The 21,982-nt window shown below is 34.2% G+C and carries 10 protein-coding genes; 2 read left to right on the top strand and 8 right to left on the bottom strand.

Annotation, left to right across the window (positions count from 1 at the left end):
* Positions 1 to 227: 227 nt before the first annotated feature.
* The 7 genes from ACM55F_RS18160 to ACM55F_RS18130 form a co-directional block, all read right to left on the bottom strand.
* The gene (locus tag ACM55F_RS18160; RefSeq protein ID WP_416855235.1) at positions 228 to 2,891 is read right to left on the bottom strand and encodes an alpha-L-rhamnosidase-related protein; all 2,664 of its coding nucleotides are present in this window, start codon (positions 2,889 to 2,891) and stop codon (positions 228 to 230) included.
* Positions 2,892 to 3,225: 334 nt separating this feature from the next.
* Positions 3,226 to 4,986 (bottom strand): endo-dextranase, encoded by a 1,761-nt coding sequence (locus ACM55F_RS18155; RefSeq protein WP_416855234.1) that lies wholly within the window; start codon positions 4,984 to 4,986, stop codon positions 3,226 to 3,228.
* Positions 4,987 to 5,049: 63 nt separating this feature from the next.
* Entirely contained in the window at positions 5,050 to 6,525 is a 1,476-nt protein-coding gene (locus tag ACM55F_RS18150) for a SusE domain-containing protein (protein ID WP_416855233.1), read from the bottom strand.
* An 11-nt stretch (positions 6,526 to 6,536) separates the two neighbouring features.
* On the bottom strand, positions 6,537 to 8,018 hold the full coding sequence (locus ACM55F_RS18145; RefSeq protein ID WP_416855232.1) for a RagB/SusD family nutrient uptake outer membrane protein: 1,482 nt from the start codon (positions 8,016 to 8,018) through the stop codon (positions 6,537 to 6,539).
* 12 nt (positions 8,019 to 8,030) lie between these two features.
* Positions 8,031 to 11,054 (bottom strand): SusC/RagA family TonB-linked outer membrane protein, encoded by a 3,024-nt coding sequence (locus tag ACM55F_RS18140; RefSeq protein ID WP_416855231.1) that lies wholly within the window; start codon positions 11,052 to 11,054, stop codon positions 8,031 to 8,033.
* A gap of 216 nt (positions 11,055 to 11,270) precedes the next feature.
* A complete protein-coding gene (locus ACM55F_RS18135; RefSeq protein ID WP_416855230.1) occupies positions 11,271 to 12,725 on the bottom strand; it encodes a DUF6377 domain-containing protein in 1,455 nt (484 codons plus the stop codon).
* 397 nt (positions 12,726 to 13,122) lie between these two features.
* Positions 13,123 to 13,878 carry an NUDIX hydrolase gene (locus ACM55F_RS18130; RefSeq protein ID WP_416855229.1) on the bottom strand — a complete coding sequence of 252 codons (756 nt, stop codon included), beginning with the start codon at positions 13,876 to 13,878 and terminating at the stop codon, positions 13,123 to 13,125.
* Between the two features lie 333 nt (positions 13,879 to 14,211).
* Between ACM55F_RS18130 and ACM55F_RS18125 the strand changes: the two genes are divergently transcribed.
* Complete coding sequence (locus ACM55F_RS18125) at positions 14,212 to 16,536, top strand: glycoside hydrolase family 3 C-terminal domain-containing protein (protein WP_416855228.1); 2,325 nt, start codon at positions 14,212 to 14,214, stop codon at positions 16,534 to 16,536.
* Between the two features lie 28 nt (positions 16,537 to 16,564).
* Positions 16,565 to 19,207: a TonB-dependent receptor gene (locus ACM55F_RS18120; protein ID WP_416855227.1), complete on the top strand. Its 2,643-nt coding sequence runs from the start codon at positions 16,565 to 16,567 to the stop codon at positions 19,205 to 19,207.
* 515 nt (positions 19,208 to 19,722) lie between these two features.
* On the opposite strand, the gene ACM55F_RS18115 is transcribed toward ACM55F_RS18120, so the two are convergent.
* On the bottom strand, positions 19,723 to 21,948 hold the full coding sequence (locus ACM55F_RS18115) for a glycoside hydrolase family 3 N-terminal domain-containing protein (protein WP_416855226.1): 2,226 nt from the start codon (positions 21,946 to 21,948) through the stop codon (positions 19,723 to 19,725).
* Positions 21,949 to 21,982: the final 34 nt, after the last annotated feature.

Below are 21,982 nucleotides of genomic sequence, written 5' to 3'. Positions count from 1 at the left end.
TCACTATATTTGACATAGATATTGGTTTGTTTGGCGACATCAAGATACTGAAATTCAGTATCTTGACCAATATCTAATCCGTTTATTTTACTTCAAATAATTACACCCAACGGGTTAAAAGAACATTATAAATTATTATTTTTAGCATAAAGGCTGCCCTATTGGACAGCCTTTATGCTTTTTATTATTCTTTAAAAAACAGGCTTTATAAAAACACCTTTTCATTTTTATTGCACTTTATACAATCTTATATAATCAATCATTGCACGATTGACATCCACATTCATATTGTTGTTCCAAGCTTCCAAAACCAATTCTAATTTGTTTTTCCCTTTTACCAAATTGATTTTATGTGAATTTGATAATCCCCAATCCGACCATTCATTGGTTCCTCTTTGAGGAAAAACCATTACCCCAACATAGTCTTTATTGAGATATAAAGAACGAATGGCACATTTGTTATCGGTGTTCCAAGGACCACTCCCGTTAGAATATTTTATATCTATGAAGTATTCTCCACTTTCTGCAACTACAATTGGAAGACTAATTTTGGTGTTAGTATCAGTTGAAACGGCAACAAAACCTTTCCCGGAATAATTCATATAATTCAAATCAGATTTGACAACAAAATCTTCTGCCTCAATAACAAGCGGTTGCGATTTACTGTATACCAAAGGCTCGCTCAGGAAAGACTCCTGCCCTGCTGCATCAACCGCACTAACCGCATATTCCGCATAATTATTGTCTGAAATTTGATGTGTAGGAACAGTAGTTTTTTCTAGCAGTTTTCCGTTTTTATAAACGTTGTATCCTTTCGCCTTTATATCGTTTTGCCAAGTTATTTTATCTCCGCTGAGAGTTGTAATAGGATTCGCTAAAGTGAATTTATTTTCAACCAAATTAATAGCGTCGGCTGAAAAATCATTATTGCTCATTTTGATGTTCACGGTATGTTTCCCTGCAAAAGTCATCGGAATAATGGCTTTCTCGACTTCTTTTCCATCAATGGTAACAGAAGCAATCGTATTTCCATATCCTTCAACTGTGATATCCAGATTGGCATTTCGGTATTTAAAGTTTTTCAAACTTCTTGTTCCTCCATAATTTTTTGGAATTACCGGTGCGAAAATCAATCGGTCTTCTTCAAAATGCATTCCCATAAAAACACGATACACCATAGAAAGATTCCCTGCCATACTCCACAACATGCGGTGCGAATTGATTTCGGTTCCTTTAAAATCACCATTGTCTGCCACCATATTTTCATAGTTTGTCAAGAATAAACCGGCTGCTCTATATACCGAAGCCAAACCGTGATTTAGAGCTTTTTCATTTCCAACTTTGGCTGCAGCCAAATTCCAATAGGATTGAACAAAAGGCCAAATAGCATCATTATGATACGGAGGAATCCCGGGGATTTGTGGATAAATACAAGTTACCCCATATTCCGTTATAGGACTTTGGGACAAAATCATTTTACTTTGTTTTGCATCGGCAACATCAAATAAAACAGCTAAGGCTTCCCCCAAAGCTTCAAAACGTTTGGATGGCATCAAGAAATTTCTTCCGTAAAGATATTGGGCGTAATACCCTTTGTCTTCCATCCATAATTGTTCGTTTATCCCTTTCTTTATCTGCGAAGCAATCGCATCATACTCTTGGTGAGGCTCTCCTAAAATGCTTGCCATCTTGGATAAAATTTGATGCGTTTGATAATGCGCCGCATTAGTACCTAAATTTTGTGACACATAAATATCCATGTTCGACATCCATTTCGGATAGGTTTGCTCTCTCCAGTCCAGAAAAGAAGATTCTCCGGAATACATACCGGTTTGGGTGGAACGAATCGTTTTATAATCATCCGCTGCTGAATTTTTAATTATTCTATAGGTCTTTTTCAGCCATTCCTTGTCCCCTGTTGTTTTATAGACTTCCCATGCAGCTGATGCCCAAATGGTTCGGTCAGAAGAAACTGGCCAAGCACCTCCAGAACCCGTATCCTGAATAATTCGGTCTCTTTTGACTTTTTTCAGCAAACTTATTTTGGCCACTTCCGGTTCTAGATAAGCAAATGCCAAAATAATACTGTAACTGATATCTCTTGTCCAAACACCCGCCCATTTTGCTCCGGTTCTAAAAGTACTGTCCGGTTCAATGGCTAATTTTGCTTCTTCTAATGAAAGATTATACAAAGCATCCACGATAGGTTGTTGTGATGTATAAGTAGCTTTAGTCGAAATATCTTGGGCCAATTTCCATGTTTTATCCTCGATTGGAATTAATGGATTTAGTTTTAACGTAATTTCAAAAATACCGTCACTATCAGCATCTGTCATTTTAAGTCCACGTTCTTCCAAGTTTACAAAATCCCAGGTAAGCGGCAAAGCCCCGCCGGCAATATAAACACCTTTGAAATCGGCTTGGGCAATTTTGGATCCATCCTGACATTGATAAAATCCTTTCTCCTTGAATTGTTGAAAAACGGCTCTCATGTCCAATTTAAAAGTAAAATCGGTATCTGCCGGTAAAATCCCTTTTGGGGAATCAATTTTATCTGATTGTGGCTGTCCAAAAACGTACATTTCTGAAACTTTTTGATTGGTAACCAAAATTTGACGATTTACTCCTTGAGCTAAGTCATTGTCTTTTTCATTGATACTGAACTTAAATGAAATCAGATTTGGATAAGTTTCATTTTCGGTACTTTTATAATTTGATTTAATCGATGTTGGTGAGAGTACTTTTGCAACATTTTTACCTTGAACCACTTTATTATTGTATAAGGTGAAATTTTGGGATTTATATAATAGAGGCGAATCACTTTTACACGAAGCAACTATAGCAGCAACGACTATTCCCAAAATCGCTAAAAAATTAATTTTTATTTTCATGAGTAGTTTTTATTGGTATTACTATTTAAAACGTCTTTTAATTGAGACACGAATTAACAAAGATAAATTTAAAAACAAATCATCCGTTAATTTATAACCCAGATGCAGCAATAGAAATCTATTACTGAATCTGGGTTGATAAAAAAAACTGCCTATCTCCTTCTTTTCTATTGTTGAAGTGATAATTTTCAAATGTATCCACTAATCCTCATCTACAAATTTATTTAAACAAATTACAAACCAATTAAAATTTAAATAATGGGACGTTTTTACAAAAGGGAATACAATTCAACTAATCGAAGAAGACAAGCAGTATAAGAACAAACTATTAATCTTATTCGTACTCAACTACTATCATTCCCCAATATTGCAGCGATGGGATCTTGAATACCAGATAACTACCGACTTGACTAAAACTAAGTTCTTTTGAAGCTCCTCCATCCAAATCAGGGGAAGCATACCAAACTTTAGAAACGGTTTGATTATTTTGCAGATTCATGGTCAGATTCTTTTTTATGACCGGAACTGCTTGCTCTCCATTGGTATCTCTCCAATTTAAATTGTTTGCATTAGAAAAATTAATCAAATGAACAATTTGTTTGTTCCCCACTTTTTTACCTACTACGGAAACACTGAAAGAAGCGGGAGGCCAACTATTCAGACTTACTTTTCCATCTCCTGAAATTAAAACCGGATTATTGAAGGTACCACCATCACGTAATAAATTTTGGTAACCAACCAGGAAATCGTAGTATTTTGGAAGCGTTTTTTTCAATTCCCCATCCATTTGCAAATTATTGTTAGGAAAATATTCTTTTGCCAACATATGTTCTCCTAATTCCAAATGAGAACCCCCAAAAGCAAAGATAACGGCATCAGTCAATAACACCCCAGGAGTATTAAAAAACCCAGTTCCATTTGCTTTGTCATAATCCATATAGGCAGCAAGTACCGTATTCAGGTTATTATCTGAAAGCGTATTGTTTTCTTTAATAATTTCAGCAAGATCCTTGTAACCGTCACGTGGCCCCCAAACTTCGGTGTAAGCCACATCAACCGGTGCGCTTAAAATATTCGACTGTCCGTATTGTGCAACTGCATTGAGCATGTTTTTCTTATTCGGAAATTTTGCTTTCAGATTTTGCAGAAAAGGAGTAAACGTTTCATTCAACGCTACTGAATTTCCGTTGTAATCATATACATTTCCTCGGTCTCCCAACTGATCCAAATGCCATCCATCGAAATTCAAATTCTGGTATATCAGATTTGTTTTTTCGAAAATGTAGTTTTGCCAATCAGTATTTCCGGGATTGGTCACCAAAATGTCGCTTTGCCAAGAATCCGGTAAATCATGTTTATCGATGTTGGAATGATTCTGGTCCTTATACAAAAACCACTGGCTTGAAACTCCGTCAACACTGTAATCGCTCCAAGCTCCGTAAAGCAAATTATAACTCATGGAAGCCATATTGATACCATGTGCTTTGTCAATATAATTTTTAACGGTACTGAAAGCCATTTGCCTGCCTGCAATGTCCAACCAATTTGTCGCAGGACTGGTTCCGTTCATTTTCAACGGCGAATGGTGCTTGTTCCCCCAGTCATAATATTGTAGCGCATTGATATGGTAGTTTTTGAGGTTATCAATAGTTGCTGTAATTTGGCTTTCGCTCATAGCACCAAATTCAGATAAAAAACCATATCTCGGGAATTTGGTCCAGTCAGACGATACATCCACGGCAACCGTTCCCACAATAACCTCAACTCCGTCAACCTTTTTATACAACTCAACCAAATAGCCTTTATAATCGCCAGATGGCGGAGTCCAAGTCCAATTGGTACTGGTCAAAGGCTGTTCTGACAGGATTGTGTTTAAGTATTTATATCTGATTATACTGTTTTCAGACAGCTTATCAATACTAAAAGCAATTGCATCTCCGGGAGCATATTTTGCCTTGTCGGTTTTAACTACTACTTGTGTCGTTGTAGCAACTTCTTCGGGAGTATAATTAAAACTCTTATCGTTATTATCGCAATTGATAAAGAGTAAAGCCAATAATAGTGACTTTAATATACTTGCATTTTTTCGTTTCATCGCTTGAAATTTAGTTTTAAAATAGCCCTAGTTATTATTTTAATAACCAGAGCTAAAATTATTTTATTGATGCGTAATAGTCATCGATTGCGTATCAAGATTGATAGTGATTTGGTAATTTCCTGCATCACCAGTTTGTAATTTCCATTTATTATCTGGGCCATTACAACCATGGGTAATAATATAATTTCCGTTCGATAAAGATTGATTTGCTGTTGCAGGATTAATCCAATCACCATCACACCAATCACCATAGAATTTTGAAATTTTAAATTCTCCCGTTGCATTACTGTCGCCCAAAGGACCGTTATAGACAAAATTACCGTTACTATAACTCATTGCTGAGGGACTTCCAATATTCCATCCATTTGGACCACCGTCACCTATAATATATAAATTGACTTTTTGGATTTTAATGGCATTCGTTTGCGTATTCAATGTTATTTTATATCTACCTACCTCTGCTGCCGTTATTTTCCATTTATTATCCACGTCACAACCGGAATTTTGGGCAACAGCTGTTGATGATAAAGCCTGTCCATTCGTTAACGGTCTGAACCATTCTCCACACCAGTTTCCTAAAGAACCCGCAAGAATTTTAAAATCTCCTTCCACGAAGTTGGCTTCATAAGTAAATACAGATGGATTATCCTGACTTTGGGTAAATGCCTGAGGCGAATCGACAGTCCAACCACTTGGAGATGCATCACCAACTATCCAAATTTGTGTAAATGAAGGTCCGGTTATGGCCTCAATGGTAATAGTCAGATTCAACAAATCAGCCGTTATTTTATACTGTCCTCCTTGGGTTATTTGCCATTGTAAATCTTGTCCGCTACCTCCAATATTGTGTACCATCATATTATCCGCCGATGCACTTTTGGTATAGAAATCCTGACACCAACAGCCATCTCTGCTAACGGGAAGTTTAAAAGATCCTGAACTCAAAGTCCCTAGAAAAATAAATTTTCCTGGCGATGAAGTTGAGGGTGTTAACTGTATCGCATTGGATACATCCCAACCGACAACAGTGGCACTACCCACCATATACAGGTCTTTTGAAACTGGTAAATACGGTGTAATTGAAAAAATTGTTGTTGCCACTTGAGCTGTAGCACTTGAATTGGCTACCTTAGCAGTTATTCTTGCCTCAAATTTTTGAACAGCCCCAGGCTGAACACCAAAAGTATTCAGCATGATAAAATTTAAAGTGGCCGAGTTGATTGAAAACGAAAAATTATTGGTTCCCATCTCATATTCCAGAGGAGTAGCAAAATTATTTCCTTCTTTATCGATTTGTAATACATAACTAATAGAAGCACTGGTTCCATAATTGGTACCCGTTGTCCAATTAAAAGTTAGATTATCATTCGGTTTTCGCTCGTCCAAAACCAGTTCTGAAGTTGAAACTTTAAGCGTTAATTTATCATTATTATTAACAATAGAATCGCTCAGTAAATCTTCACAGGAAGTATTCATTAATGCTAAAAATAAAGCACCAAGAATAGAAAGTATTTTTATAAAATTATTTTTTTTCATAACGCTATTTATTAATAACCAGGATTTTGGGTTAATTTTGGATTTCTATCTCTTTCTATTTGTGGAATTGGAAACAATAAATGTTTTGAGGTTGCATTTGTTTTTCCAATTGAATGAAGAAAATCAAGCCCGTATTGCCCTTGATTCACTCTGATAAGATCAAACCATCTTTGCCCCTCAAAAGCCAATTCTATTCTTCTTTCCTTTAATACAGCTAATCTGAAGTTAGCCTGACTTAAACCTGTTGTAATATTTGGTAATCCAGCTCTATTTCTAACATTATTCAATGGAGTTTCTGCTTGGAGTGTTTGTCCTAATTCATTCAAAGCCTCAGCTTTCATTAATAGAATATTTGAAAAACGCAGTATTGGAAAGTTTAAAGGACTGTTGTCGTAGGAGCTAGAAACACTTAGTGGTACTAAAAACTTTCTAACATTGAATCCTGTTGTTGAATAACTGGTTTGATATGTTTTCCCATCAAATGCGGGTGCTCCATCATAAAATAGGGTAACATTTTTTCTGGAATCGTTAGTTTCATAGGAATCTACAAACTCTTGTGTAGGCTGATTCCATCCAAATCCACCTCCTACAAAATTACTTCCTCTTGGTCCCATAAATGGACTTGTCCAAGAAGCTTGATTTTCATTATTCCAAAAACTGTAACCACCATTACTCTCATATTGTACTTCAAATAATGATTCATTAGAATTTTCTGTTGATGGATTAAAATTGTCTGCATAATTCGTATTCAAACCAAAACCTAGTCCCTCAACCTGAGTGGTTAAATCAACTACTTTTTGCCAGTTATTTCCAAGGGTAAGGTAAACTTCCGCCAATTCTCCAAGAGCAACTCCTTTGTTTGCTCTACCGATATTGCTTCCTGAATACTCACTTTTGTTAGGCAGTAAGTCAGCAGCTTTTTCTAAATCAGCTATAATTTGTTCATAAATTAAGGCTTTAGATACTCTAGCTGGATATAACTCTGAGTCCGAATTTTGCGGAGTCGTTATTAAAGGTAAATCTCCAAAAAAACGTACTAAAATAAAATAATAATGTGCTCTTAAAAAATAAGCCTCTCCCATAGATCTGTTTTTAATGGTCTCATCTATCTCTAGATTAGGAGCGACACTTAATACAATATTTGATCTTAAAATACCTGGCCATGGTCCTCTCCAAATATCTAATACACCTTGATTATCTGTACTGGTTACAAAATTTGACATATCTTGTGTCTCAATACCATCCGTTCCGCCACCAGCTCCTACAATACTATTTCCTGCCATAATATCAGTAGTCCACATTCTCAAATTATATAATTTAGGCCATTGTAAAGGTTGGTAGGCACCATTTACTAATGTTACTAGTTCTGCCGCATTAGTTGGATAATTCGAAGTATTAATGGTGTCTAATGGTGCTTTATCTAAAAAGTCACTAGAACATTGGGTACAAGCAAAAATTGCGGATACCAAAACTATTTTTTTTATAAATTTCATCTTTTCTATTTTTTAAAATCCAACATTTAAACCAAGAGATACAATTCTTGTAACTGGATATATATTATTATCAATACCATTAGTTGAAACTTCAGGATCAAAACCATTGTATTTCGTGAAGGTGAATAAATTCTGGCCTGATAAATAAACTTTTGCATAATCAAAAAACTTCTTTTTCATAGAATCTGTTGGGATTTTATACGAAAGGGTCACGTTTTTGATTCTCATATACGAACCGTCTTCAATGTATCTTGAGGATGCTCTATTGTTATTATTTGGATCACCATAAATGGCTCTAGGCATGCTATTGCTAGTTCCTGGGCCTGTCCATCTTCCTAAAACAGCTGTTGATTGATTTGTGGTAATTGACATTGCTTCATTATAAAGTCTATTGGCATTAAAAACATCATTACCATAAACCCCTTGCAGATAAACACTCAAACTAAAATCACCATAAGTGAATGTATTATTTAATGAAGCTGCAAAATCAGGATTAGGGTTTCCAATGAAAGTTCGGTCTGCATCTGTAATTAAACCGTCATTATTTAAATCTTTAAATCGAACATCTCCAGATGAAGTGCTGTTACTCGATGAAGTCCCTTGAACTTGTACAGCATGATTATCTACAGCTGCTTGAGATTGAAAAATGCCCTCTTGAACAAATCCATAAAACACATTTATTGGATATCCTTCTTGAATTCGGGATACATTATAGTTTAATCCTAAACCTCCCGTAATCAATGGTGCATCACCATTTAAATCAATTACTTTATTCCTGTTTATTGAAAAAACGAAGTCAGAATTCCAGCTAAATTTATCTTTCTGAATGTTCTTAGTATTAATGACTAACTCAATACCTTTATTTTGAATTTTTCCAGCATTAATATAAGGTACAAAGATGTCGGAATAACCAGAAGTAACTGGTACTGATTGTGGTACTAACATATCGTTAGTGTTTTTGACATAAGCATCTAAGGTTATATTAACTCTCTCATTAAAGAGAGAGGCATCGACACCAATATTATATTGCTCTTGAGCTTCCCATTTTACATTAGAATTAGGCAAAACGCTTGGTACAGCCGCACTAACATAACTGCCATTGAAATTATATAGATAGGTATTATAATTAGAAGAAAATGAATAATTACCGATTTCTTGATTTCCTGTAATTCCATAACCCAAACGTAATTTCAAATCGTTTACGCTTTTTGATTTAAAAAAATCTTCATTTGAAATTCTCCAAGCTAATGAAGCAGAAGGGAACGTCCCGTATTTATTTCCTGTACCAAATCGAGAAGAACCATCTCTACGAACGGTAGCAGTAACATAATATTTGCTTTTATAATCAAAATTTGCTCTGGTAAAAGTGGAGAAAATAGCCCATTCAGAACTACTACCATGTAATGAACTTTGAGATATTCCATTATTCAATGTTTGGGTACTTTCACTAGGGAAATTTTGGATCGATCCACTGATAAACTCAAATTTGTTTTGCTGTGCACTGGTTCCTATTACACCTGTAACGTTTAATCCGTTATCAAACTTTTTATTAAAAGTTAGTGTATTATCAAATAGCAAAGTGATTGATTGATTTGAAGACTCAGATAAAAAAGCATTTTGGCCTATTTTAGTATCCCAACTATAAGTAGGTGACCAAGTTCTGGTTTTCCAAAAATTAGCTTCAGCACCTGCAATGGTTTTGAATTTGAAATTTTTTAAAAAAGTAAGTTCTCCAAACAGATTACCCTGGATATTATATCCCTTAGTCGAATTATCAATTATAGTAGCTTTTCCAATCGGATTATCAACATCTCCTGAATAAATAGCTTGTCCAATAGGACCTGAGAAATTTCCGTTGGCTCTATAAATAGGCTGAGTTGGTAGTGAAATTAAAGCATTTTGAATATTATAGTCTCCTTGAGATTTTATATCATGATTTAATTTTAAACTATTCCCGAATTTTAAATTATCAGAGACTTTGGTGTCACTATTGAATTGTAAAATATATCTTTTATAATCAGTATTTATAATAATTCCTTTTTGATCAAAAATGTTCAATGAAGTGTACACTTTTGTTTTTTCATTTCCAGCTGAATAAGACATAGTATAATTGTTTTGAATACCTGTCCTGAAAAACGCATCTACCCAATCCGTTCCTTTACCCAACGATGCTGGATTCTGAAAATCAGGATTAGGTGTTAATCCGGCATTATTCAAAATATCATTATGTAAACTGGCAAATTGAGAAGCATTTAAAACCTGAAGGACATCAGTAGCTTCAGATATTCCTGTAGAAACATCAAATGATAATGAAGATTTTCCAAGAGTTCCTCTTTTAGTAGTAATAATGACAACTCCGTTTGAACCTCTTGATCCATAAATTGCTGTGGAAGAAGCATCCTTAAGGATTTGCAAACTTTCCACATCATTCATGTTTACTTGGTTCAGTCCACCGTTTAATGGCATACCATCCACAACAATCAAAGGATCATTATTACCAATTGTCCCTGTACCTCTGATTCTAAAAGTTGGATTATCTCCAGGCTTTCCAGAAGTTATTACCTGAACTCCTGCAGCTCTTCCCTGAATTGCATCTCCAACATTAGCTACAGGTTGTTTACTTAAATCAGCCAATTTAATTGTAGAAATCGAACCTGTTAAATCCTTCGATTTCACCTCACCATAGCCAATTACTACAACAGTATTTAAAGATTCGGATTCTAGTTCTAACTTTATATCTAAAGTAGTTTTACCATTTGTGTTTACTTCTTTAGTCTTGTATCCTATAAAGGAAACACTAAACACTGCGTTTTGTTCGGGTACTAAAAAATCAAATTTTCCGTCAAAATCGGTAATGACACTTTGATTTGAACTTTTCAGAATAACTGTTGCTCCAGGTAGTGGTTGGTTGGATTCATCCAATACTTTACCTGAGATTTTAATTTTTCCATTTTGAGCCAGTAGTAAGAAAGGAGCAAGAAGAAAAATTAAGAAAAACAGAGCTGGTTTTGCCCTATTTGATGAAGTAATTTTCATAATACATTAATTTTAGTTAGTTATTATAGGTTTTGATTGTGTCGATGTGAAACACTTTCATTACAAAATTGCATAAATAACAACTTGAGAAAACTTCTCAAAAAAAACGTATAGAAAAAAACGGTTAATTTTACATTAACTTTACATATAAAGTATTGATTTAATTGACTTTACCATTTTAAACAACCCAAACATCATATAGAAAAAAGGTGTTTTTTATAGCTTTAAAGTCGTGTTTTTGAGTAATTTTTGATCAAAATCATCCTTATTTATTATGGAATTATTCCGAATTTTAGTTTTATAGGCATAAATTGAATTGATAGAATATCCTAAAATTTGCGCTATAATTTCATTATGTGTAATTCCTAATCGAATTAATGCGTAAATTCTTAATTCTTTAGTTAGAAATTGTTCCTTTTGCAGTTTAATTTTGTGTTCCTCTTTCATTAAAGAATTGAATTCATCGATAAAATTCGGAAAAAGATTGATAAATGCAATGTCAAAATTTTCGAGAAGTTTCTCTTTTTCACGCTTTAGATTGTAACTAGAAATAGTATGCTTCACTTTTTCATAATTTTCGTCGTCAATTTGCTTTTTTATGCTACCCATGAAAGAATTAAATTTTTCAAAAACAGCATCGTATTGTGTGAAAAATAATCCTAAATATTCTTCTTTAATTTTATTAGCCTCCAAAAGCTGTTTATTAACCTGCTTTATTTCTACATTTCGCGATTTAATTTTTTCATTCACATTTCTTAATTGCTTGTTGATACTTTTTAAATTTTGATGCGCATCAGCAATAATTTTCTTCGCTTTATTTAATTTTCGATATTGAAAGTATATAATTACAGCAAAACAAATAGCAAGAACCAAAAAAGAACTTACAATGATATACTGCCAATAAATACGTTGTTTTTCCTTTTCGACAATTTGGAGAACCTCTTGTTCAATAAGTGGTAGAATTGCCCCAACTTGTATTTTACGTTGTTGCGCTCCGTAAAAAAAAGCATCTTCATTTGCCTTTTGAATCAGTATTGAAGCATTTTTCAGATCTCCTTTTTTAAATAAAAGTTCTGACAGTTTTATAATTGCTAATGATTCTTTGGTAGCTGTTTCAATATCAAAAATCACAGCATCCGTAAAATGGATAATGGCCTCGTCATCTTTTCCTAATTGCTCATAAATATCTCCTAACACATAGTGAACCAAAGCTTTGTCGTGAGCTTTATAATTTCCCTTCAAAAGCAAATTAAATTCAACAATTGCTTCCTTTAAACGTTTGTCCTTTGACTTGTTAAATGCTTTTAAAAAGAAGTGAAAAAAATCACTCTCTTTAGTTAATGAAAGTGCTTTTTCTCTATATTTTCGAGCTAAATCAATATATTCTTTTTGAAAATAGGGAATGTTACTATATTCCGCCATATCGCTATAACAACGGCCTAATATTCCATAATAAAGGGTTCCATAATTTCCGTTGGATTCATTGCGTTTTAAAGGCTCTAAAAAATCTAAAGCTTCTTTGTACATTCCAGATGAAACACAAATATCAGCCAGATGCATATTGGCATTAGCTATAAGTGACTTATCATTTATAGCTAATGCCAGATTCTTAGATTGAATACCATAATAGAATGCCGAATCACGCTTAAAGAATTTAAATTGGTAATACATTTGTTCATTTAAATGATAAAGAACCAATAAGTCACTTTTTTTAGTCTTCTTTAAAATATTTCTAACGCTATCAATTTCAAACCTTTTTTTCTGATCATATTTCGAGGAATTTTCAATGATTTGATTTAAATTTTTAAAAATATTTTTTCCTTGAGATATTCCTATTGTAGTTGTTAAGAAACAAAGAACAATTAAAAATTTTAGATTTTTTAATGGATACGATTCGATCATCACTTTGTTGTTTTTAAGCTTTAAACTAAACATATAATCCCGGAGTGTAATTAATTGATTGAATATCATGCATTGTACCGTAGTAAGAAGAACAAACCATAAAAGAGTCCTTAAATTTCTCCGATACTAATTCATAAAACAAAATATAAGAAACTAAATCTAAAAACTACCACCCTTGATGCAACCCATTCCTTACAACTTCATTGTATTTATCTCGGTCAAAACTATATAAATTTGGCGCTTTATGAGCGACATTGCTCTTCTTTTCATCGAGTTTTGTAAGTATTCCAATGGCAGTTATTTTGCGAAGAAAATTTCTTCGATCGAGCTTTCTGCCTAATATAGTTTCATATAGTTTTTGTAGTTCAGGAATAGTAAATTTTTCAGGAAGCAAATTATATCCTACCGGCATTAGATTCAACTCCATTCGTAAAGTCTCCAATGCTTTATCCAAAATTTCTTTATGATCCAAAATCAAATCCGGTACCACATTATGGTCAATCCATTCCACAATTTCATTTTTACCTTCCGGTTGAGGAATTGTTTGCATTAAATCTACTAATGCATAATAGCCCACAGTTACAAAACGACTAAAATACCACTTCCCCTCTTCCGAAAGTATTCCGCCAAAATTTAAAACTCGATTACTAAAATGATTTTCATTTCTTTTGACAGCACCAAAAGTATAAAACTGCCTCAAAAAAATTCCTTTTAATCCTGTTCTAGCATGTAAAACACTAACTGCCGCTTGATCAATATCTTCATTAATAGGCACAAAACCACCAGGCAAAGCCCATTTATCTGGGTGTTTTGTTTTTACCAATAATACTTTGAGCTGATTCTCATGAAATCCGAAAATGACACAGTCTATTGATAAACCTGGCTGATATTCGTCCCTGTTATCTAAAATATTTTTTAACATGTGATTTTTTTCTAGTATTAAATTTATGCCGTTTTAAAAGTCGCAATTTAGTTCATTTTTTTAAAAAAAATAAATGAATATTCAAGTTTCAATATCCATACTCTATTGACTCTACTTCAAAAACAAAGAAAATGATTTGAACAAAAGAAACAAACCTATCCAATAACAAACCATATTCCCACAAAAATTAGCTAAGAAAAACCATTTGTAAAAAAAATATAAAAATTTTATGAGAAATGTGTTGTGAATCGAAAAAATATGTACATTGCGTCAAAATAACACAAAGCTTTTAAAACAATAAATAGTTACCAAAAAACAACCAAATTAAAGATTATGAAAAAAATTATTTTACTACTAATTGGGGTTACTTTGTCGGCTCAATCGCATGCCCAAACTGTAGATTATAGAGAAAAAGCAAAAAAACTTGTAGCACAAATGACACTTGAAGAAAAAGCTTCTTTGTGTTCTGGAGAAACAGCATGGTCAACAAAACCTATTGCAAGACTAGGAATTCCTTCCATTTTTATGTCTGATGGACCACATGGTTTGCGTAAAACAGAAGGATTAGATTTTACCAATAGTGTTCCTGCAACTTGTTTTCCAACGGCCTCGGCACTTGCCTCTTCTTGGAATCCAGCTTTGGCACAAAAAATGGGTGAAGCATTAGCAATAGAATCCCAGGCTAATGATGTCCAAATTCTTTTAGGACCCGGTGTAAATATGAAAAGATCCCCATTAGGAGGAAGAAATTTCGAATATTTTTCAGAAGATCCAATTTTGGCAGGAAATATTGCGATAGGTTTTATTAATGGAGTTCAAAGTCAGGGTATTGGATCTTCGCTGAAACATTTTGCTGCCAATAGTCAGGAGACAGAACGTATGTCAAACAGTTCTAATATCGATGAACGTACTTTGAATGAAATCTATTTTCCTGCATTTGAAATGGCTGTAAAAAATGCACAACCATGGACCGTGATGTGTTCTTATAATAAAGTAAACGGGATATATTCTTCTGAAAACTCATATTTATTAAATGAAATTTTAAAGAAAAAATGGGGTTTCAAAGGATTTGTAGTTTCTGATTGGGGTGCTGTTAATGAAAGAGCTGCAGGAGTTGACGCGGGATTAGGTTTAGAAATGCCTGCAAGTGGTGGTTTTAATGACAAAAAAATTGTCGATGCGGTAAAAAAAGGAATTTTACACGAAGCTCGATTAGATGAAATAGTAACCGATGTAGTTGCCGTTACGCTAAAAGCAAAAGACAGTCATAAAAAAGGGATTATTGTTGATAAAGTAAAACATAATGATCTTGCGAGACAAGTAAGTGGCGAATGTATTGTTTTGTTGAAAAATGATAATGCAATATTACCGCTTAAAGCTACTTTAAAAAAAATAGCAATCGTAGGTGATTTTGCAAAAACACCTCGTTATCAAGGAGCAGGAAGTTCAAAAGTTCGTCCTACACAAATAGTAAATGCACTTGATGAATTGCAAAAAATGGTAAAAGGAACTCAATTTTCTTTTTCAAAAGGGTACAATTCATCAGGTGAAACTGATGATGCAAAAATTGCTGAAGCTGTAGAAAATGCAAAGAATGCAGAATTAGTTGTTGTTTTTGCAGGTTTACCAGACTCTTCAGAAGGTATAGACAGAAAAAATATGGACATGCCTGATGGTCATAACAAATTGATTGCAGAAGTAGCAAAAGTAAATAAGAATATCGTGATAGTATTAATGAATGGTGCAGCCGTTTCAATGCCTTGGAAAAAAGATGTTGCTGCTATTGTTGAAGCCTATCTTGGGGGTCAAGCCGGTGGTGGTGCTATTGCTGATGTATTGACAGGAAAAGTAAACCCTTCTGGAAAATTATCTGAAACTTTCCCAATGCGTTTAGAAGATACTCCAACTGCAATGGATTTCCCTTCAAGAGAGGGAAACGCAAATTATGGCGAAGGTATTTTTATTGGATACCGTTACTACGACAAAAAGAAAATCGAACCTAACTTTCCTTTTGGGTACGGTTTGAGTTACACGACTTTTTCTTATTCTGATATTAAAGCCAATACTACGGCAGCAAAAGATTCTGATGACATTGTAATCTCAGTAAAAGTAAAAAATACTGGTAAAGTAGCTGGTAAAGAAGTTGCAGAATTATATGTTCACGAACAAGAAAGTGAAGTGGCAAGACCAGAAAATGAACTGAAACATTTTGAAAAAGTGGCTTTATTACCAGGAGAAGAAAAAACAGTTACTTTCCATTTAACCTCACGTGATTTTGCTTATTTCAATTCAAAATATCATGATTGGGCTATAAAGTCCGGAAAATTTGATATCCGTGTTGGAGGTTCTTCTCGCGATTTACCTTTACAACAAACTATTGATATTCAGTCTACAAAAACGGCACAAATTGTTCTTACACGTGAATCATTATTCAGAGAATTCAAAAACGCACCTAACAGTGATGCATTATATGCTCAACTGATTCAAAATTTTACAGGAGCCAATAAAAAAGCAGAGACTGAAGAAAAGAAAAAAGCAGCTTCATTTTTAGAAGATAAGTTAGCAGATATCCCAATAAATAAATTTCTTTTATTATCAGGAGGGAAATTTACTGAAGAAAATTTGCAAGACATTTTAAAAGCTGCAAATCATAATTAAAAACCATTAACTAACAAAAAAAAACCAAATGAAGAAATTACCATTTAATGACAAAGTCAGCACTTTTTGGCTGCTATGTTTATTTATTTTATCAACTGTTACTCATGCGCAAAGTTCAGGAAGTATTTCCGGCTTTGTAAAAGACAAAAGCGGCACATCACTTTCAGGAGTTACTATTAAATTATCATCCAGTAATGGCACCAATCAAAATACCTTGGTCGATTCCTTGTCTTACTATAATTTTAAAAACTTACCAAGTGGTAAATACAAACTTGTTTTTACTCGCATGGGGCATTTATCATCTACTGGTCAAGTGGATGTAGCGAATAATGAAGTCGTGTTTAATGGGGAATTGGTCGAAGACCCTATGCAATTAGATGCTGTAGTAGTTACGGGAGGTCGTCCAAAACGAAAAATAGAATCGAGTGTTGCGATTACTACAATGTCAACAAAAGACATTCAGCAAAGATCTCCTCTAAATAGTACCGATTTATTGCGAGCAATACCTGGCCTTACTGTAGAAAGTAGTGGTGGTGATGGTCCCGGAAATGTATGGGTACGTGGATTTCCTCAACAGGGAGGTTATGTGTTTTTAGGAATTTTAGAAGATGGTCTTCCTGTTTTACCTACCGGGTTTAATTCGATTCCTTCTGCTGACCAATATTACAAAACAGATCTTACCACTAAAAATATTGAAGCCATACGTGGTGGGAATGCATCGATAGTTTTGGCGAATACATCCGGTGCGGTTGTAAATAATATTAGCCATGTAGGGGCAAATAAAAGCTACGGACAAATAAAATTATCATCCGGTCTTTCGCAAGACTTATATAGAGTGGATGCTAATACAGGCGGTGCTTTTAGCGAAAATATAAAATATAATATTGGAGGTTTTTATCGTACAGACAAAGGTATTGTACCCCCAGGATATACTGCAAATGAAGGCGGACAACTAAAAGCCAACGTAACATATCATTTCAAAAACAACAAAGGGTACCTACGTTTTCTTGGGAAATTTATTGATGACAAAATACAATGGCGCATCGGTAGTTATTATTCCTATGATGGATCAGGGAAACCAACTGCGCTGGCAAACTATGACCTTTTCACACAATCAATGGATATGATTGATACAAAATGGAGTTATACGAGAGCTTCTGGAAAGGTAAATAATTACGATCTTTCAGACGGGATGCACACCAAAATGGGCGCAGGAGGATTTCAGTTTAATTACACTACTGACAATGGCTGGCAGATAAACAATAATTTTCGTTACCAAAGTAGCCATACAACTGTAAATTCAACCATTCCATTATCGGCAAGGAAATATGGCTCTACAGCCCAATATTCTTACTTAGATGGCAATACCCCTACTTATTCTCCAGACGATTATTATGTATTTTCAGTAGCTGTAATGCAGAAGAATAGAGATAAGCAGTTTATCAATTTTCTTGATTTTAAAAAGAAAGTAAACAAGCATAGTCTTAATTTGGGTTTAGGATTACATCAATACAACGTAAACAATGAACCAAATGATTCTTTTGTTTTTAATCAAGAACTAAAAAATCAACCCCGTCGTTTACTCATTGCCGGTGGCCCATTTGCAGGCAATGGTATGTTAGCGGCTTCAACAAATATCCGCATTGGTAATACCCGTATTTTATCAAGCTATGTAAGTGATGAAATTGCATTGAATGACAAGTTCAGACTTGATTTAGGTTTTCGTGTTGACAATCATCATATTGATGGCAAAAGACCTTATTACGGTGTAAATGCAGATGGCACACCAAATACATCAGCCGCTGCATCCATGAATATTGTAGGTAGAACGGATTATTCTGTTTCTAATACCAACTGGGCATTGTCAACGGGACTTAATAATAAAATAAACGAATACGCTGCTATGTTTGCCCGACTTACACGAGCATACAACACCCCAACACTTATTGATTATGGTGCAGCAGCATATAAAGAATCATCTATAAAAAAACGCCCAGTACTTTTGGCTGAGCTAGGATATAAATATGCCAACAATGGTTGGTCATTGTTTAGTTCAGTTAGTTATTCTACTATTAAAAATGTATCCCTTAATATTAATGTACCGACTAATATTGGATTACAAGCGTTGTTAGCTTTTGGTTCCACCAGAACGCTAAGTGCGGAGTATGAGATCGCTTATAAGGTGTCCAATAACTTAGGTTTAAGACTTACCGGAACATTACAAGACTCAAAATATACAGATTATACAGCATCTACTAAAACGAACCCTATAGTATTACAACAAATGGGAGATGTTACTTATAGTTTTACTGGAAATGCGACAGAAAGAGTTCCTGTTCTAAGTACCGAACTAGCAGCTAATTATGATTACAAAAAATTCTATACCAATTGGGGAATTATCTATACAGGAAGTCGTTATACCTCTCCGGCTCAAAACTATAAATTGCCGGGATATGTTACTATGAGAGCCAGCGTAGGATACAAAATAACAAATACTCTTGAAGCTAAATTTTGGGCAGATAATTTAACAAATACTAGAGCTATTACCGAAGGTGATGTAAGAGGGGATCAATTTAGGGATTTTACAACCGTTGCTAAAGGAACTCCTATGTATGCTAGAACTATTTTACCTCGTAGTTTTTGGGCTTCGTTATCTTACAGTTTTAAATAAAATAAATGGTTAATCAATACAACTACTCTATCGATTAGCTAATTACAACCTGAGCAGTATTATAATAATTGTTGAATTGTTAATTGAAAAAAGTATTGAAACAGAATTTAAAAGAGGTTATCTCATAAGACTAACCTCTTTTTTAAACTCCCTCTTTATCAAATTTATTGTCCTAATTTAATACCATAACTACAAGTTTTATAGGAGAATTGATTTAGAGTCAATACTTTTTTATTTTTATTTCCATCAATTTCAACATCCTAGCACACCTAATAAATTTAAAAAATACCGTATCAAATATATTAATTTTCAGTTATAAAGCCTTTTGCTTTATTAAAATATAAAAGGTATTTCTATATATTAACAGAAATATCAAATGCTTTAAAACAAAAAATAAAATTCAAACCGTCTAATTCCTTAGTAACGACAACAGTTTTACAAACAAAATCATCTTTTATTCATTCTTATTTTTTTAAAGAACTTTCTAAATAAGATATTCTTTTTCCTAATAATTATTATTTCACCAATTCAAAAGTGTCTTTCAAACGAATATCTGAAGAAGATGAACCAATCATCAAATCAAAATCTCCCGGCTCAGCAATCCATTCTAATTCCGCATTGTAAAAAGATAATTTTTCTTTGTCAATGATAAATTTCACAACTTTAGTTTCACCTGCATTCAGTTTTATCTTTTGAAAATCTTTCAGTTCAATTATTGGTCTGACTACAGAACCTACTTTGTCTCTCAAATACAATTGAACTACTTCTTCTCCTGCCACTTTTCCTGAATTGGTTACACTTAATGACACGGCTATATTTTCAGTATTTTTAATTTTATTTTTGGACAACTTCAAATTCGAATATTCAAAAGAAGTATAACTCAAACCGTATCCAAAAGGAAATCTAGCACTGTTTTTTAAGTCGGTATATGCCGAAACATAATTGGATTCCGTTTCGTTTTTAGCTGGTCTTCCAGTATTAAAATGATTGTAATAGATGGGAATCTGCCCTTCTTCTCTTGGGAAAGACATTGGTAATTTCCCCGAAGGATTGTAATCGCCAAACAAAATATCAGCAATCGCATTTCCTGCTTCGCTTCCTAACCACCATGTGTAAGCAATTGCAGGGACATTATCTGCAGTCCAATTAAAAACAAGCGGTCTTCCCGCGTTAATCAAAACCACGACACGTTTCCCGGTTGCTTGAATCGCTTTTACCAATTCTTCCTGAACTCCAGGCAAATGAATATTACTGCGACTTTTAGCTTCGCCACTCATATCTGCTCTTTCACCAATACTCAAAATCACAACATCGGCTTGATTGGCAACAGCAATTGCTTCCGCAAAACCATCTTTGTTATCCCCTTCAATTTCACACCCTTTGGCGTAAAGCAATTTAGTTGAATTCCCTATTTTATTTTGAACACCTTCCCATTGGGAAACAACTTGTTTGTCATAATCCAGCTCTGGTAATTCTACTGCCCAAAAACCCATATTTTGCTTGTGTTCTTTAACCAAAGGTCCAATAAAAGCGATTGTTTTTGTGTCTTTAGAAAGAGGTAAAATGTTTTTCTCGTTTTTCAATAACACGATACTTTTTGCTGCAATATCCCTTGCTGCTTTTCTGTGCTCAGGATTATTCAATGCAGCTTGTTCTCTTTCCGGATTCGAGTATTTATAAGGATTATCAAAAAGTCCTAATTCAAATTTCTTGCGTAAAATTCTTTTTACGGCATCATCAATCAACGCAATTGGCACTTTATTTTCTTTAACTAATTCCGCTAAATGGTATCGATACGCATTGCTTTCCATATCCATATCACTTCCTGCAGTTATGGCTTGTAATGCTGCTTCTTTATTGTCTTTTGAATATCCGTGATTGACCATTTCTCCTATAGAACCCCAATCGGAAACTACAAAACCTTGAAAGTTCCATTTTCCTTTAAGAATGTCTCTTTGCAGGTATTTATTTCCTGTTGCCGGAATTCCATTTATATCATTAAACGAATTCATAAAAGTAGCCGCTCCAGCATCTAGTGCTGCTTTGAAAGGAGGCAAATACGTTTCCCAAAGCATTCTTTCGCTCATATCAACCGAGTTGTAATCTCTCCCACCAACAGCGGCGCCATAAGCAGCGAAATGTTTTACGCAAGCCATTACCGAATTGACATCACCCAAATTTCCTTGAAAACCTTTAACTCTGGCGTAGGCGATTCTTGAACCTAAATAAGTATCTTCTCCTGCGCCTTCCATTACTCGTCCCCAACGCGGATCACGAGCAATATCTACCATGGGCGCAAATGTCCAGTGAATTCCACTTGCAGATGCTTCTACAGCAGCAATTCTTGCCGAAAGTTCCATCGCTTCTAAATCCCAACTTGCAGCTTCTGCTAAAGGAAGTGGAAAAGTAGTTTTGTATCCATGCACCACATCCTGACCAAATAATAACGGAATCTTCAATCGAGATTGCATCGCTAATTCTTGATATTGGCGGGTATATTTAGTTCCTAAAACATTCAACATAGAACCAATTAAACCTTTTTTAATTTCGGTTTCCTTATTTGGATTTATGGTTATAGGTCCAGTCGCCTGATTATTTCCTGTATATTGATTGAGCTGTCCTATTTTCTCTTCGAGTGTCATTTGCTTTAGCAAAGCATTCACTTTTTGGTCAATTGTTTTTTGTTGGGAAAACCCAAGAAAGCAAGCCAATAAAAGAATTGTAGTTCCTATTTTTTTCATTTCAAATTTCTTAGTTGTTTCAATGCTATAAATA

Source organism: Flavobacterium melibiosi, assembly GCF_048158545.1.
Taxonomy (GTDB): Bacteria; Bacteroidota; Bacteroidia; order Flavobacteriales; family Flavobacteriaceae; genus Flavobacterium; species Flavobacterium melibiosi.
Note: the sequence above shows the minus strand (reverse complement) of the source record. Positions and strands in the feature narration are given on the sequence as shown.